Below are 14,137 nucleotides of genomic sequence, written 5' to 3' on the forward strand. Positions count from 1 at the left end.
CATCTCATAACACGCAAATGCCGAGATGGGTGCATTAATTCATGTCAAGTTGTGCCGATCATAGAGAAGGTCGCAGTTGCATGGACCGCAAGTGCGCCCTTGCCGTCCCGCACAAAACCCTCGGTGTAGCTGGTCTGGCGTCCTAGCTTGATCACCTTGCCCTCGGCCGAAACCAGCCCGGAACGCACCGACAGGGGGCGCAGATAAGTCAGCTTCAGATCGAGGGTCACCGAGCTTTGTCCGGCCTCCAGCCTGGTCGAGATGGCGCATCCCATGGCCGTATCGAGCAGCGCTGCGGCGGTCGCGCCATGGAGAAGTCCGATGGTGTTTTCGAGATCCTCGCGCGGCTCCAGTTCCATGACGATCCGGCCCGGCTCGACCACGGCCATGGTGAAACCTATCAGCTTGGCGAAGGGCGGCGGCGGCAGGCGGCCGTCACGGATGCCCAGCATGGCATCCATGCCCGACAGGCCCATCGCCGCCCGCGCCACCGGCGCAGGCACCTGCCAGTCCACTACGCGTTCCCGCCTCTGCGCGGGCGAAAACAGGTCGGGTTGATCGTCACCGGTCATGGCAGCCTCTTTAGATGATATTCGTCATACTATGCCACGGACTTCACGCTGGCAACCCGCCCTCCCCGCCGCTTGACAAGACGTACGTTTCGGCCCGGAAGTGATCCCGACCGGCGCGCCCCGCGCATGTCCACGAAACCTTTCGAGATCCCACGATGGAAATGCTCAACAATCATTGCGGCGTGACGCGCGATGCGCGCGGCGTCGTTCATGTCGCGATCTGCAACGCCGGCCCGCTCAACATCCTCGGCTCGCCCGTGACCGACGCCGTGCGCGAAGGCCTGCAGCAGCTCGCATCCGACCGCAGCATCCGCGTCGTGGTGCTGCGCGGACAGAGCGAGAAGAGCCTGATCGGCGGAGCCGACATCAAGGAGATGGCCGGGCTCGACCAGACATCCGCCGAGGCCTTCATCAGCCGCCTGCGCGATCTCTGCGAGGCGGTGCGCGCCTTCCCTGCCCCGATCATCGCACGCATGCCGGGCTGGTGCCTCGGCGGCGGGCTCGAAGTGGCGGCGGCCTGCGACTTCCGCGTCGCCGCGCATGATGCCCATTTCGGCATGCCCGAGGTGCGTGTCGGCATCCCCTCGGTGATCCATGCCGCGCTGTTGCCGCGCCTGATCGGTTGGGCCCGCGCGCGCTGGCTGGTGATGACGGCGGAGAACATCGATGCAGCCACGGCGCTGGCATGGGGCCTGGTCGACAAGGTCGCTGCGCCCGGCGAGCTCGATGCCGAGGTCGAGCATCTAGTGAAGGCCTTGCTCGAATGCGGCCCCGAGGCGCTGCGCTCGCAAAAGGCGCTGCTGCGGCAATGGGAGGAACTGCCGCTGACCGAGTCGGTGAATTTGAGCGTGAAAGTGTTCGGCGAGTCATTCCTGACGGACGAGCCGACGCGGCTGATGGGCGCGTTTGTCAACCGGAAGCGGTAGACGCGAGGAAGCAACAGCGCAGCCAAGAAAAGACGGTGTCATGCCCCGCCTAGTGCGCAGTTGCGCACGGGGGCGGGGCCTCCAGTACGCCGCGCCTTCCCGGTTCTAGCCGCGTGGCCTCTGGAATACTGGATTGCCCGCCTTCGCGGGCAATGACAGCGTACTGTGGGTAAGCAGCCCCCAATCGCACGACCAAATCTCATCCGGCCCACGACATTTTCTCATCCCTGTCGCGGTTGCATTTTTTGCGACGCATCATATGATGTCCATCATCTTACACGTCATCGCCAGGGAGTTCTCGTCATGGCCGAAGCCGCCGAGCCCGTCGTCATCGTCTCCGCCGCACGCACCCCACTCGGCCGCTTCATGGGCGAATTGTCACAGCTTTCCGCGCACAAGCTCGGATCACATGTGATCGGGGCGGCACTGGAGCGCGCCGAGCTCGCTCCGGAGAAGGTCGACGAGGTCTTCATGGGCTGCGTGCTGCCGGCAGGCCAAGGCCAGGCGCCGGCGCGCCAGGCCGCACGCAGCGCCGGTCTGCCTGATGCGACCGGTGCCACCACCGTCAACAAGGTCTGCGGTTCCGGCATGAAGGCGACCATGCTGGCGCACGACATCATCCGCGCCGGCTCGGCCGACATCGTCGTCTCCGGCGGCATGGAGAGCATGAGCAACGCGCCCTACCTGCTCGCCAAGGCGCGCGGCGGCTATCGCGTCGGCCACGACCGCATCATCGACCACATGATGATGGACGGCCTGGAGGACGCCTACGAGACCGGCCGTTCCATGGGCGATTTCGGCGAAGCCACGGCGGAAGCCTATCAATTCACCCGCAAGGATCAGGACGCCTATGCGATGGAGACGCTGAGCCGCGCCCGCAAGGCCGTCGAGGGCGGCGCGTTCAAGGCCGAGATTGCGCCGATCACGCTGACCGAAAAGGCCGGACCGCGCGTGATCGCCAATGACGAGCATCCGCTCAAGGTCGACCCCGCCAAGATCCCCGGATTGAAGCCGGCGTTCCGCGCCAACGGCACCATCACGCCGGCCGCCTCCTCCGCCAATGCCGACGGCGCCGCCGCGCTGGTGCTGACGAAGCGCGCGCTTGCCGACCGGGGCGGCCTGCCTGTTCTCGCCGAGATCAAGGGCCACGCCACCCATAGCCAGGAGCCGCAATGGTTCACCACGGCGCCGATCCCGGCGATCCGCAAGCTGCTGGACAAGGTCGGCTGGAGCGCGGGCGACGTCGACCTGTTCGAGATCAACGAGGCCTTTGCCGTGGTGGCGATGGCGGCGCAGCGCGACCTCGGCATTCCCCGCGACAAGCTGAACGTCAATGGCGGCGCCTGCGCGCTGGGCCACCCGATCGGCGCCACCGGCGCGCGGCTGATCGTGACGCTGCTGCATGCGCTGGAGGCCAACAACCTCAAGCGCGGCATCGCCGCACTCTGCATCGGCGGCGGTGAAGCCACGGCCATCGCGGTGGAACGCCGCTGACGCGGACGTCCGGAAACGAGGGAACTCTGTCATTTGCGACAGATACATCCCGTGTCATTCTCTAGACTGACGCAGGTCTGTCTCGGCCTGCCCATCAATGTTGAGGCCCAATGATCTCGAACTGGCTCGCGGCAGCACTGTCCCGCCGTAACATTCATTACGGTTGGGTGATGGTCGGCGTGACTTTCCTCACCGCGCTGATCAGCGCCGGCACGGTCGGCGCGCCCGGCGTGTTCATCGTTCCCCTGCAGAAGGAGTTCGGCTGGAGCACGGCGGAGATCTCGTCCGCGCTGTCGATCCGCTTCATCCTGTTCGGACTGATGGCGCCGTTCGCGGCCGCCCTGCTCAACCGCTATGGCCTGCGCAACGTCACGCTGGCCGCCCAGCTGATCGTGGTCTCGGCGCTCGTGCTCTCGCTCGGCATGACGGAGGTCTGGCAGCTCATTGCCCTCTGGGGCGTGGTGATCGGGATCGGCACCGGCATGACGGCCTTGGTGCTCGGCGCGACCATCGCCACGCGCTGGTTCGCGGCACGACGCGGCCTCGTCATCGGCATCATGACGGCGAGCGTTGCCACCGGCCAGCTCGTGTTCCTGCCGCTGCTGGCAAGCCTCACCGAGCGCTATGGCTGGCGCCTCGCGCTCGGTCTCGTCTGCATCATGCTCGGTGTTTCCGCGCTGGCCGTGCTGCTCGCGATGCGTGACCGCCCCAGCGACGTCGGCCTGCGGCCGTTCGGCGACGAAGGCACCGCACCCTTGCCCGCGCCGCCCGTCAGCCACGGCTCGATCACGGGCGTTGCACTCGGCACGCTACGCGACGCCTCGACGTCGATGACGTTCTGGATCCTGTTCGCGACCTTCTTCATCTGCGGCGCCTCCACCAACGGGCTGGTGCAGGTGCACCTGATCCCGATGTGCCTCGATTTCGGCATCCCGCAGGTGCAGGCGGCGAGCCTGCTGGCGGCGATGGGCATCTTCGACTTCTTCGGCACGATCATGTCGGGCTGGCTGTCCGACCGCTACGACAATCGCTGGCTCCTGTTCTGGTACTACGGCCTGCGCGGGCTCTCGCTGATCTTCCTGCCGTTCAGCGATTTCTCCTTCTACGGCCTCTCGGTCTTCGCGATGTTCTATGGTCTCGACTGGATCGCGACGGTGCCGCCGACGGTGCGGCTCACCGCGCAAAAGTTCGGGCCCGAGCGCGCCAATCTGGTGTTCGGCTGGATATTCGCCGGCCATCAGCTCGGCGCCGGCGCCGCGGCGTTCGGCGCGGGGTTCTCGCGCACAGTCTACCAGAGCTACCTGCCCGCCTTCTTCATCGCCGGCGCGCTCTGCGTGTTCGCGGCCCTGATCGTGCTGGCGCTGTCGCGGCAGCCGAAGCCGCAAGTGGCGATGGCGTGAGAAGGAACCACGTCTTCTGCCTTCCGGTTTGACAGAAGAAACAGAGCCCCGCAGTGTCGTGAAGGCGGGCCAAATCGTTCCGACATGACCACGCCGCAAAGATGCCTCCTATGCTGTGGCGATGACAGACAGGCCTGGACGGACGCGCAAGCATGCCCTTCGGATTGGCACGGCGGGATGGAACGTGCCGTCCCAGCATGCGGATGCGTTCAAGGCCGAGGGCTCCCACCTTGAGCGCTACGCCTCAGTGCTGAACTGCACCGAGATCAACACGTCGTTCTATCGTCCGCATCGGCGCACGACATATGAGCGATGGAGCGCTGCGGTGCCGGCCGGCTTCCGTTTTGCGGTCAAGGTCCCGCAATCGATCAGCCATGCGCCGGAGCTGAGGTTCGATCGCGCGGACGTCGATCGGTTCTGCGAGGAGATTTCCGGCCTTGGGCAAAAGCTCGGCGTGCTGCTGCTGCAATTGCCTTCGTCGACAATCTTCGCAAGGCGCGGCGCCGGGAAGCTCGTAATAGCGCTGCAGAAAGGGGGCAGGTGCCGGTGGTTTGCGAGCCACGGCACGCGAGCTGGTTCACCAGGCCGGCCGACGACTGGCTGGCGCAACGAGGCGTCGCGCGGGTGGCCGCGGATCCACCGCGTGCCGCCAATGGCGCTGCGCCCGGCGGCTGGACCGGGCTGGCCTATTTTCGGCTTCACGGTTCACCGAGGGTCTATTATTCCAGCTATGACGCGGCTGCCTTGGCGGCGCTCAAGGTGCGGCTGGCCGGATGCGCGGCGGCCTCGGTCTGGTGCATTTTCGACAACACCGCTTCGGGCGCAGCCATGGCCAATGCCCGCCAGCTGGTTGAAGCCCGATAGCGCCAGACCGTTCGCTCGCGGATTACTCCGTGAAAGTCTTTGAGGATTCTTCGGCATTTGCGCCGGCGTCGTTTGATAATTCGCGCTCGGCTTCTCGCCAGAACTCGTCCTGGCGGCCCTCCGGCTTGCCTGCGAGTTCCCAAAGCTGGTGGGCTCTCACCCGGATGAGCTCCTCGTCAACCTTCGCCATGCGGCTCTCCTGTTGTGCCGAGAGGCAAACGTCGTGCTGCTGCGGACCGTTCCAAGCGGTCAGGCCGACCCAAACTCCCCACACGCGTGGCGCATTGCCGTTAGACTCGGCAGCCTAAACGTGGACAATGGCTGCGGCGCTTCGCGCGCTCAGTACACACAAAGATGTGCCAGAGGAAACAAATGCCGCTCCCGACGTCCCTGCCCACCATCCCGACCGCTCCCGTGACCGAACCATTGCGCGATGCGTTGCGCGCGATCGTCGGCGACAAAGGCCTGATCGAGGACGAGCATGGCAAGCAGCCGTTTGTGACGGATTGGCGGGGATTGCTGGTCGGCAACGCCGGCGCCGTCGTTCGCCCTGGCAGCACCGAGGAGGTCTCGAAAGTGGTCCGGCTCTGCCACGAGCACGGCGTCGCGATCGTGCCGCAGGGCGGCAACACCGGCCTGATGGGCGGGGCGACGCCCTGGCCTGCGCACACCGGCATCGTGCTGTCGCTCGGCCGGATGAACCGCGTGCTGGATGTCGATCCCGTCGGCTATTCGATGACGGTCGAGGCCGGCTGCGTGTTACAGACGCTTCAGGAGACCGCAAGCGAGCACGACCGCTTCCTGCCGCTGAGCCTCGGTGCCCAGGGCTCCTGCATGATCGGCGGCAATCTCTCCACCAACGCCGGCGGCGTGCAGGTGCTGCGCTACGGCAATGCCCGCAATCTCGTGCTGGGGCTCGAGGTCGTGCTGCCGAATGGCGAGGTCTGGGACGGATTGCGCGCGCTCAAGAAGGACAACACCGGCTACGACCTCAAGCACCTGTTCATGGGCGCCGAGGGGACGCTGGGCATCATCACCAAGGCCGTGCTCAAGCTGTGGCCGGCACCGAAGGACGTCTGCACGGCGTGGCTGGCGATCCGCGATCCCCGCGCGGCGCTGGAAATCCTGTCCGAGGCGCACGCGGCATCCGAGGACAATGTCGGCTCCTGCGAGCTGCTCAGCCGGGCGGCCATCGACCTTTCCCTGCGCCACATTCCCGGGACGCAGGATCCGCTGAAGGCGGATACGCCCTGGTACCTGCTGCTGGAATGGTCGTCGGCGCGCCCGCGGCAGGACGGAACCGAGGGCATGTCCGGCAAGATGGAGCAGTTTCTCGCCGATCAACTCGAGGCCGGCCGCGTGCTGGATGCGGCGATCGCGCACACATTCGGTCAATCGCGCAACATGTGGCGCATCCGCGAAGCAATGGCGGAGGCCTCCCGCGCCGAGGGACCGGGGATCAGTTTCGACGTGTCGGTGGCGATCTCAGGGATCCCGGAGTTCATCGACAAGGGCCTCAAGGCCGTGCTCGACATTCTCCCGACCATTCGGCCCTATCCGCTCGGCCATATCGGCGACGGCAATCTGCACTTTTCGTTCATGGGACCGAAGGGCATGGACCAGCAGACGCTGAACCAATACGCGGCCGCCATCACGCGCGCCGTGAACGATCTCGTCACCTCCATGGGCGGCTCGATCTCGGCGGAGCACGGCATCGGCATCGACAAGCTCGACGAGCTCAGCCACTACCGCTCCAAGACCGAGCTCGACATCATGCGCACCATCAAACGCGCGCTCGATCCGCACAACATCATGAATCCCGGCAAGGTGCTCCGGCTGTGATCGGCTCGGCGTTCGGCGTTGGCGGGTCGCAAAGATGTTGCGACCCGTCCGCCGTTTTTGGAGTGCTATCCGCTGCCCTCAAGCCACCGAGCCGCCGCGCGGGTTGACAATCGTATACCCTCGCAGCGAACGCGCGTGGATTCGCGTCGCGCGCCCACCCGAGTTGGCGTCATAGGCCATCCAGACGTCGCCTCCGAGGTGCTGCTCAAGGACGAACACGTGTCCTCGTCGCGCAGCAACCATTCCCGGTGCGGGTGATGTCCGCGGAAAGCGGAGCCAATTGGACGCAAGATTTAATTCCGGCACGATACGGCCGAACACGCGCAGAGCCGCGCCGCAGCCGCAGAACGACGAAGGGCAACCGGCCGGACGGCCACCGACAATGCGAGTGCCGTGGGCACCGGAGACGGCCGCCGGCGTGGTCGTGCTCCCAGCATCAGTCACCGTCAGTTGTGTCGAGCGGTACGCTTGCAGTGTGGACCTAGAAATCAGCGAAGATCTGGAAGCCAGTGAGGGCCTGGCAGCCCGCTCGCGTCGCGTCTGCGAATACGAGAAGTCGCAGGGCATTGTGACGTTGCATTCAGGAGCTTGATGAATGCGATAAGGGCGCGCTTCCGAAGCGATAGAACCCAGGATAACGAGGACGCACGCAGAAAATACGCGTTTGAACATTGCAGGACTCCAAATGAGAGACCCTGCCCCGGGCAAAGAGACCAATAACAGTTTGGCTGAAATGGGCCTAAAGCGCGGCTGAAACTGGCTGCGATCGTGCGCCACGACTGCACGATCTCATAGCCTACACGTAGCGCCTGAGATGATTAACTCGCCGCGCTCGAATGCGCGATTAGCGCGTCAAGCTCACGGCATGCAACCAAGTCGGACCGCGCGAGGCAAGTATCCATCAGCGCTCCTCCTCCCCGCACTGCCCGGATCGCCAGAACTCGCTGCCGCTCATTGCATCATGGCGGCCGCGATCTTCTCCGCCGACATCAACACCGGAAAGTTGGTGTTGGCGCACGGCACCACCGGGAAGATCGAGGCATCGACGACGCGCAGGCCCTGCACGCCCTTGACGCGGCCCTGATTGTCGACCACCGCCATCGGATCCTCAGTGCGGCCCATGCGGCACGAGCATGAGGCGTGCCAGACGCCGATCGTCGCCTTGCACACGAAGGCTTCCAGCGCCTCGTCGTCGTTCATCACCTGATCGAAGGTGAAGCCTTCGACGACGAAATTGTCGATCATGTAGTGACGCAGCGCCGCCGGCCCGTCCATCAGGGTCGCGGCGATCGTGGTGAGAATCTTGTTCCTGGTGTTGACCACGCCGATCTTGCGGACGCGATCGGTATAGGCGGCCGGAAACGGCTTGTCCGTCACCTTCCTGACCACCTCGCTCATCTGGATCGCCGCCATCTTGCGGAAACCGCTCATCAGGCGATCGAGATCGCGGCGGTCGGACAGCAGGTTGAACTCGACGATCGGCTCTGCCGAGGGATCGCGCGAGGCGAGCTTGACCTGTCCGGTCTCGGAATAGGTCTTGTTGACGAAGGTCAGGAGCGAGCCGATCTGCGCGCCGACGGCGTGCCAGGCCGATTTGCTGATGACGACGACGAACATGTCGCCCTTGGGCACATCAGGCAGCCCGGAGGAGTAGCGCAGGCCCAGCTGCATGTGCCGCCTGGTGTGCTCGTTCATGCGCGCGCCGCGGCGGACAAAGGAGGACAGCGAGATCGAGGGATGATCCATCAAGCGTTGGCCCACCCCCGGCAAGGCCGCCAGCACGGGAATGCCCAGCTCCTTGAGGTGACCGACGGGGCCGATGCCGGCGCGGAGCAGATGCGCCGGCGAATGAATGGCGCCGCTGGAGAGGATGATCTCGCGTCCGCGGAATTCCTGCTCGCGGCCGTCGACCATCGCCTTCACGCCGACGCAGCGCGTGCCTTCGAACAGCAGCTCTCGTACCTGCGTGTTGGTGGAGATCGCAAGGTTCACACGCGCGCGGGTGTCGCGATCGAGATAACCCATCGCGGCCGAGACGCGCTGCTCGGCCTGGTTGGAATGCGTCACGGGGAAGAAGCCGTCGACGAATTCGCCGTTCTGGTCGGCCACGAATTGATGGCCGGCCTGCTGGAAGGCCTGCGCGAATGCCTCCGAATGCCGCGTCCAGTGCTCGCGCGGGATGCGGCGGACAGGGATCCTTCCGTCCTTGCCGTGATACGGTCCGTCGAAATCGAGGTCGCGCTCCACCTTCTTGAAGAACGGCAGCACGTCAGCCCACGACCACCCCTCGGCGCCGCGCGCCTCCCATTCATCGTAGTCGGTCGGCGCGCCGCGGTTGGCCATCTGCCCGTTGATCGACGAGCCCCCGCCCAGCACGCGCGCCTGCTCGTATTTGCGCAAAGGAGGCCGCGACTCCTCGGGATTGTTGTGGCTGACGACCTGGGTCGTCACCTTGAGCTCGGTCCAGTGAAAGCGCGGATCGAAATAGGCCGTGCCGGGATAGCTGTCCCTGATTTCGGCTGGCTCGTTGCCGGGTGGCGTGTCCTGACCGGCTTCGCAGAGCAGGACCTTGTTGGCGCTCCTGGCGGAGAGCCGGTGGGCCAGCACGGACCCCGCCGAGCCGCCGCCCACGATAATGAAGTCGTACACGATTGGCGCTTCCTCTTGTTCTTGTTGGGGGAACGTAGCGCGTTCCTGTTGTGAGGTCACGCCATCGCTGCCGCGACAAGATTGTCGCGGCAGTCGGATGATGGCCGATATCAAGGCCTGATCGTCATATTCTCCGGCGGCCCCGGCTTTCGCAGCGGCTCCGCCAGCCGGGCGAACTCGCACAGCAGCGATCGCGTCTTCCTGGGATCGATGATCTCCTCGACCCAGAATTTTTCGGCCGAGCGGAACGGCGAGCGGAGCTTGTTGAGCCGCTCCTCGATCTCCTTCAGCTTCGCCGCCTTGTCTTCCGCCGCGTCGATGTCGGCGCGGTAGGCGGCTTCGATGCCGCCTTCGAGCGGCAGCGAGCCCCAATAGGCCGAGGGCCAGGCATAGCGGATCGAGAAGCGGTCGGCCGGCTGGTGCACGACACCGGCGACGCCGAACGCGTTGCGCAGGATCACGGTGCACCAGGGCACGGTGGTCTGGTTCACCGCCGCCATGGCACGCACGCCGTGGCGAATGGTGGCCGCCTTCTCCGCATCGAGGCCGATCATGAAGCCGGGGCAATCCATGAGATAGACGACCGGCAGGTGGAAGGTCTCGGCGAAGTCGACCCAGCGCACCACTTTCTGGCAGGCATCCGCGGTCCAGGATCCGCCATAGTGGAAGCTATCGCTGGCGAGCAGCAGCACCGCCCTGCCCTCGAGCCGCGCGAGGCCGACGATGATCGGCTTGCCGAAGTTTTTTGCGACCTCGAAGAACGAGCCCTTGTCGACGACGGACTCGATGATGGGCCGCATCTTGTAGACCTGCTTGCGGTTGCGCGGCACCGCGTTCATCAGCGCTTCGTCGCTGCGTTCAGGACTGTCCGTGCAGGGCAAGGTCGGCGGCAGCTCGTAGACCGATGACGGCAGGTAGGAGAGGAAGCGCCGCGCGCAGGCGAACGCCTCCTCCTCGGTGTCGACCGCATGATCCACCGCGCCGGCGCGGGTCTGGATGTCGGCGCCGCCGAGCTCCTCCTTGGTAAGGTCCTGCCCCAGCGCCTTCACCACCGGCGGACCCGCGACGAACATCGCGGACTTCCGCGTCATGATGGAATAGTGGCTGGCGGCAAGACGCGCGGCGCCCAGGCCCGCCACCGAGCCGAGGCCGAGCGCGACCACCGGCACGCGCGACAGATTCTCCGTCGTGAAGCGATACCAGCGCGTGCCGCCGATGCCGCCGGGCAGATTGGCCGCGCCCTTGGTCTCGATGGTCTTGACCGAGCCGCCGCCGCCGGAGCCTTCGATGATGCGGACGATGGGCAGCCGGAAATCGTGCGCCATCTCCTCCGCCATCAGCGGCTTGGCCGAGATCGACGCATCCGCCGAACCGCCGCGCACGGTGAAATCATCACCGACCACGACCAATGTGCGGCCGTCAACGCGCGCGCGGCCAAACACGCAATTGGCCGGCGTGAGCTTCTTCAGATCGCCGCTGGAATCGTACTCGCCGATGCCGGAGACGGCACCGATCTCGTGAAAGCTGCCTTTGTCGATCAGCTTGTCGATACGCTCCCGAACAGTCAGCCGGCCCTGGTCATGCTGTCGCTTGACCTTGTCAACGCCGCCCATCTCCCGCGCGAAGGCTTCGCGCCGGGCGAGCTCGTCGAGTTCCGGCTTCCAGTTCATTCACTCCCTCCGAATGGATCGGCTTGTTATTGTTGTGCACGGCCATGGCGACCGGCTTACGCGAGATACGGTTGTTGAAGGCGTCGCCTTCCGCGCCTTCCATCAGGCTGCCGAGCGAGCGGCCAAGCTGGAGCATCAGCGGTGCGACTTCGTCGTGCAGACGCTGCTCGTCATACATCGCCGACAGAAGACCGATCGTGATGACCACGAAGGTCTGGTACTGCGGCGACCAGATCGGCACCGCGAGACCGTTGATGTGCGGGCTCCAGAGGCCGCAGGCGACGACATAGCCGCGCTCGCGCAACATCTGCCGGTTGGCCTCGATGCGGGGCTTGAGAATCTTCGCAGCTTCGGGGGCTTCCCGCTCCATGTCCGCGACGAAGGCATCACCGACTTCCGGCGCGAGCGCCGCGGTGTAGGCCGCGCCCGCGGCGGTCGAGGCCATCGAGATGCGGCTGCCGGTGCCCTCGTGCAAGCCGAGCGCCGTCGCCGAACGCGCGAACTGGAGATAGACGAGATGGAAGCGGTCGGGGACGACGAACCCGACCGTGCCCGGCAGCTGCTCGGCGACTTCCTGCAGCCGCTGGCGAATCATGCTGCGCAGCTGCGCGCCCTTCATCATCGAAGCACTCATCGCCACCGCGCTGGGGCCGATGCGATACTTCTGGTCGCGCGGGAGATACACGAGCTGGCCCATGCGGGTCAGCGTATGCGTGAGCCGCGATACCGTCGAGCGCGGCAGACCGCAGCGATTTGAAATCTCGAGATTGCCGAGTCGCGCCTCGTGGCCCTCGAAGCATCGCAATACGTCGAACGCGCGCGACACCACCTGGATCACATCACCCTCACCGGCTTCGCCAGCGAGCGCACCTTGCCTGCTCAACCGCTCCGAACGTCGTCCCATGATCCCTACCGTTGTGTTCCGCTGTGCGGAATTAAATTCCACTTGCAGACGACGCTACCTCAGGCATTTTGCGACGACAACAAAAAGGCGATGGCATGCCAGAAATTAAGATCGTCACGGAGGTCGCGGGACGCATCTGCGCAACTCCCGTGCAAGTTGGAGGAACCGTCGCGGATGGCGATGACGTTGTGGTGGTCGAAGCGATGAAGATGGAGATCCCAGTGCCCTCGCCCGCAAACGGCACCATCACATCGCTTCTGGTAAAGGTCGATGACGTCGTTGCGGAGGGACAGGCGATAGCGATCGTCGCGAACTGAGCGTCTTATCCGGTCTTTTCCGCGACAATGTGTCAGTCGCATTCCCACGCGCGCTGTATGGCGTTGCCATCGCTTGATCGCGGTGACATGATCGGTTTCAAACAAAACGTTGTTTCAAACAAAGAATGAAAATCTTCGCGGCAAAGCGAAGATCATTGGAGGGAAACATGCTTCGTGGGCTGCTCGTGCTCGCGCCTGCTCTGGTGGCGGGCATTTCTTTTGCGTCTACACGCTATTCGTTCGCCGAAGACATCAAGCTGCCGGCGACATTGACCTTCACCGCCTATGACACCGGCACCGCCGGATTCAACATCGCGGTCGGCGTCGGCAAGATGATGAAGGACAAGTACGGCACCGACGTGCGCGTGCTCCCCGCAGGCAACGACGTCGCGCGCCTCGCGCCGCTGCGCGCCAAGCGCGCGGTTTCCGCGGCGATGGGGTCGGGCACCTACTTCGCGCAGGAAGGCGTGTTCGAGTTCGGCTCGAAGGAATGGGGTCCGCAGCCGCTGCAGACCCTGCTCTCGACCGTCGACTGCAATTGCGCCTCGCTTGCGGTGGCCGCCGACACCGGCGTGAAGGAGCTGAAGGACCTCAAGGGCAAGCGCGTCGGCTTCGTGGTCGGCTCACCCGCGCTGAACCAGAACTCGCTCGCGGTGCTCGCCTTCGCCGGGCTGACGCAGAAGGACGTCAAGGCTGTCGAATTCGCCAGCTACGGCGCGATGTGGAAAGGGCTGATCAACAACGACGTCGATGCCGCCTTCGGCACCACCATCACCGGTCCCGCCAAGGAGGCCGAGGCTTCGCCGCGCGGGTTGATCTGGCCGCCGCTGCCCGCCAAGGACAAGGAAGGTTGGGCGCGGATGCAGAAGGTCGGCTCGTTCTTCTTCCCGCAGCTTGCGACTTGCGGTGCCGGCATCTCGCCGGAGAAGCCGATCGAGCTCGGCAATTATCCCTACCCGATCTTCGTCGCCTACGCCTCGCAACCGGCCGACCAGGTCTATGCGATCACCAAGGCGATGATCGTCAACTACGACGCTTATAAGGACTCCGCGCCCGGCGCCGGCGGACTCGCGGCCAACCGCCAGACCAAGAACTGGGTGGTGCCGGTGCATCCCGGCGCGGTGAAGGCGTTGAAAGAGGCCGGCCAATGGAGCGACGCTCAGGAGGCACACAACAACCAGCTGATCAAGCGGCAGGAGGTGCTGGCGGCCGCCTGGGCCGATTACGGCAAGTCCAATCCGCCGTCGGACGACAAGGCGTTCCTCGAAGGCTGGACGAAGGCGCGTGCCGCGGCGCTAGCGAAAGCGGGCATGCCGAACGGGTTCGAGGAATAGAGCGAGGTGTTGTTAGGCGTGATCGTTGCCTCGCGAGAAGTGCGCCCCCTCTCCCGCTTGCGGGAGAGGGTTGGGGAGAGGGTGCCTCCGCGGTGGGATTCCCCCAGAGGAGAAAGCCCTCACCCGGCGCTTCGCGCCAACCTCTCCCGCACGCGGGAGAGGTTG

Annotated in this window: 11 protein-coding genes and 1 pseudogene; 7 read left to right on the forward strand and 5 right to left on the reverse strand. The window is 65.1% G+C overall.

Annotation, left to right across the window (positions count from 1 at the left end; translation table 11 throughout):
• Nucleotides 1–44: 44 nt before the first annotated feature.
• Nucleotides 45–572 carry a PaaI family thioesterase gene (locus I6F36_RS09025; protein ID WP_225171307.1) on the reverse strand — a complete coding sequence of 176 codons (528 nt, stop codon included), beginning with the start codon at nt 570–572 and terminating at the stop codon, nt 45–47.
• A gap of 155 nt (nt 573–727) precedes the next feature.
• Between I6F36_RS09025 and I6F36_RS09030 the strand changes: the two genes are divergently transcribed.
• The 4 genes and pseudogenes from I6F36_RS09030 to I6F36_RS09045 all read left to right on the forward strand — a co-directional run bounded on the left by I6F36_RS09030 (nt 728) and on the right by I6F36_RS09045 (nt 5,256).
• Nucleotides 728–1,498, forward strand: coding sequence for an enoyl-CoA hydratase (locus I6F36_RS09030; RefSeq protein ID WP_109144069.1), 771 nt, complete (start codon nt 728–730; stop codon nt 1,496–1,498).
• Nucleotides 1,499–1,801: 303 nt separating this feature from the next.
• Nucleotides 1,802–2,992, forward strand: coding sequence for an acetyl-CoA C-acyltransferase (locus I6F36_RS09035; RefSeq protein WP_225125778.1), 1,191 nt, complete (start codon nt 1,802–1,804; stop codon nt 2,990–2,992).
• A 110-nt stretch (nt 2,993–3,102) separates the two neighbouring features.
• Entirely contained in the window at nt 3,103–4,392 is a 1,290-nt protein-coding gene (locus tag I6F36_RS09040) for an MFS transporter (RefSeq protein WP_109144071.1), read from the forward strand.
• 121 nt (nt 4,393–4,513) lie between these two features.
• Nucleotides 4,514–5,256, forward strand: a pseudogene (locus tag I6F36_RS09045) (DUF72 domain-containing protein).
• 22 nt (nt 5,257–5,278) lie between these two features.
• Here the strand turns inward: I6F36_RS09045 and I6F36_RS09050 are convergent.
• The gene (locus I6F36_RS09050; RefSeq protein ID WP_081494475.1) at nt 5,279–5,446 is read right to left on the reverse strand and encodes a DUF2934 domain-containing protein; all 168 of its coding nucleotides are present in this window, start codon (nt 5,444–5,446) and stop codon (nt 5,279–5,281) included.
• A gap of 182 nt (nt 5,447–5,628) precedes the next feature.
• On the opposite strand from I6F36_RS09050, the gene I6F36_RS09055 reads away from it, so the two are divergent.
• Nucleotides 5,629–7,098 carry an FAD-binding oxidoreductase gene (locus I6F36_RS09055; RefSeq protein ID WP_225125779.1) on the forward strand — a complete coding sequence of 490 codons (1,470 nt, stop codon included), beginning with the start codon at nt 5,629–5,631 and terminating at the stop codon, nt 7,096–7,098.
• A 951-nt stretch (nt 7,099–8,049) separates the two neighbouring features.
• Here the strand turns inward: I6F36_RS09055 and I6F36_RS09060 are convergent.
• From I6F36_RS09060 to I6F36_RS09070, 3 genes are all read right to left on the reverse strand, one after another.
• Nucleotides 8,050–9,747, reverse strand: coding sequence for a GMC oxidoreductase (locus I6F36_RS09060; protein ID WP_225125780.1), 1,698 nt, complete (start codon nt 9,745–9,747; stop codon nt 8,050–8,052).
• Nucleotides 9,748–9,857: 110 nt separating this feature from the next.
• Entirely contained in the window at nt 9,858–11,417 is a 1,560-nt protein-coding gene (locus I6F36_RS09065) for an acyl-CoA carboxylase subunit beta (protein ID WP_036001111.1), read from the reverse strand.
• Nucleotides 11,347–12,321, reverse strand: coding sequence for an IclR family transcriptional regulator (locus I6F36_RS09070; RefSeq protein WP_036034277.1), 975 nt, complete (start codon nt 12,319–12,321; stop codon nt 11,347–11,349). The genes I6F36_RS09065 and I6F36_RS09070 overlap by 71 nt, the downstream gene beginning before the upstream one ends.
• 95 nt (nt 12,322–12,416) lie before the next feature.
• Here I6F36_RS09070 and I6F36_RS09075 point away from each other — a divergent pair, with 95 nt between their 5' ends.
• On the forward strand, nt 12,417–12,638 hold the full coding sequence (locus I6F36_RS09075; protein WP_197947040.1) for a biotin/lipoyl-containing protein: 222 nt from the start codon (nt 12,417–12,419) through the stop codon (nt 12,636–12,638).
• A 167-nt stretch (nt 12,639–12,805) separates the two neighbouring features.
• The gene (locus I6F36_RS09080) at nt 12,806–13,972 is read left to right on the forward strand and encodes a TAXI family TRAP transporter solute-binding subunit (RefSeq protein WP_036001123.1); all 1,167 of its coding nucleotides are present in this window, start codon (nt 12,806–12,808) and stop codon (nt 13,970–13,972) included.
• Nucleotides 13,973–14,137: the final 165 nt, after the last annotated feature.

The sequence above is a fragment of the Bradyrhizobium sp. BRP19 genome, from assembly GCF_020194195.1.
Lineage (GTDB): Bacteria > Pseudomonadota > Alphaproteobacteria > Rhizobiales > Xanthobacteraceae > Bradyrhizobium > Bradyrhizobium yuanmingense.

Excerpts from the sequence above, each read along its gene's own strand:
- I6F36_RS09075 (WP_197947040.1), top strand. The coding sequence starts at position 12,417 with ATGCCAGAAATTAAGATCGTCACGGAGGTCGCGGGACGCATCTGCGCA.
- I6F36_RS09030 (WP_109144069.1), top strand. The coding sequence starts at position 728 with ATGGAAATGCTCAACAATCATTGCGGCGTGACGCGCGATGCGCGCGGC.
- I6F36_RS09035 (WP_225125778.1), top strand. The coding sequence starts at position 1,802 with ATGGCCGAAGCCGCCGAGCCCGTCGTCATCGTCTCCGCCGCACGCACC.
- I6F36_RS09065 (WP_036001111.1), bottom strand. The coding sequence starts at position 11,417 with ATGAACTGGAAGCCGGAACTCGACGAGCTCGCCCGGCGCGAAGCCTTC.
- I6F36_RS09040 (WP_109144071.1), top strand. The coding sequence starts at position 3,103 with ATGATCTCGAACTGGCTCGCGGCAGCACTGTCCCGCCGTAACATTCAT.
- I6F36_RS09025 (WP_225171307.1), bottom strand. The coding sequence starts at position 572 with ATGACCGGTGACGATCAACCCGACCTGTTTTCGCCCGCGCAGAGGCGG.
- I6F36_RS09070 (WP_036034277.1), bottom strand. The coding sequence starts at position 12,321 with ATGGGACGACGTTCGGAGCGGTTGAGCAGGCAAGGTGCGCTCGCTGGC.
- I6F36_RS09050 (WP_081494475.1), bottom strand. The coding sequence starts at position 5,446 with ATGGCGAAGGTTGACGAGGAGCTCATCCGGGTGAGAGCCCACCAGCTT.
- I6F36_RS09055 (WP_225125779.1), top strand. The coding sequence starts at position 5,629 with ATGCCGCTCCCGACGTCCCTGCCCACCATCCCGACCGCTCCCGTGACC.
- I6F36_RS09080 (WP_036001123.1), top strand. The coding sequence starts at position 12,806 with ATGCTTCGTGGGCTGCTCGTGCTCGCGCCTGCTCTGGTGGCGGGCATT.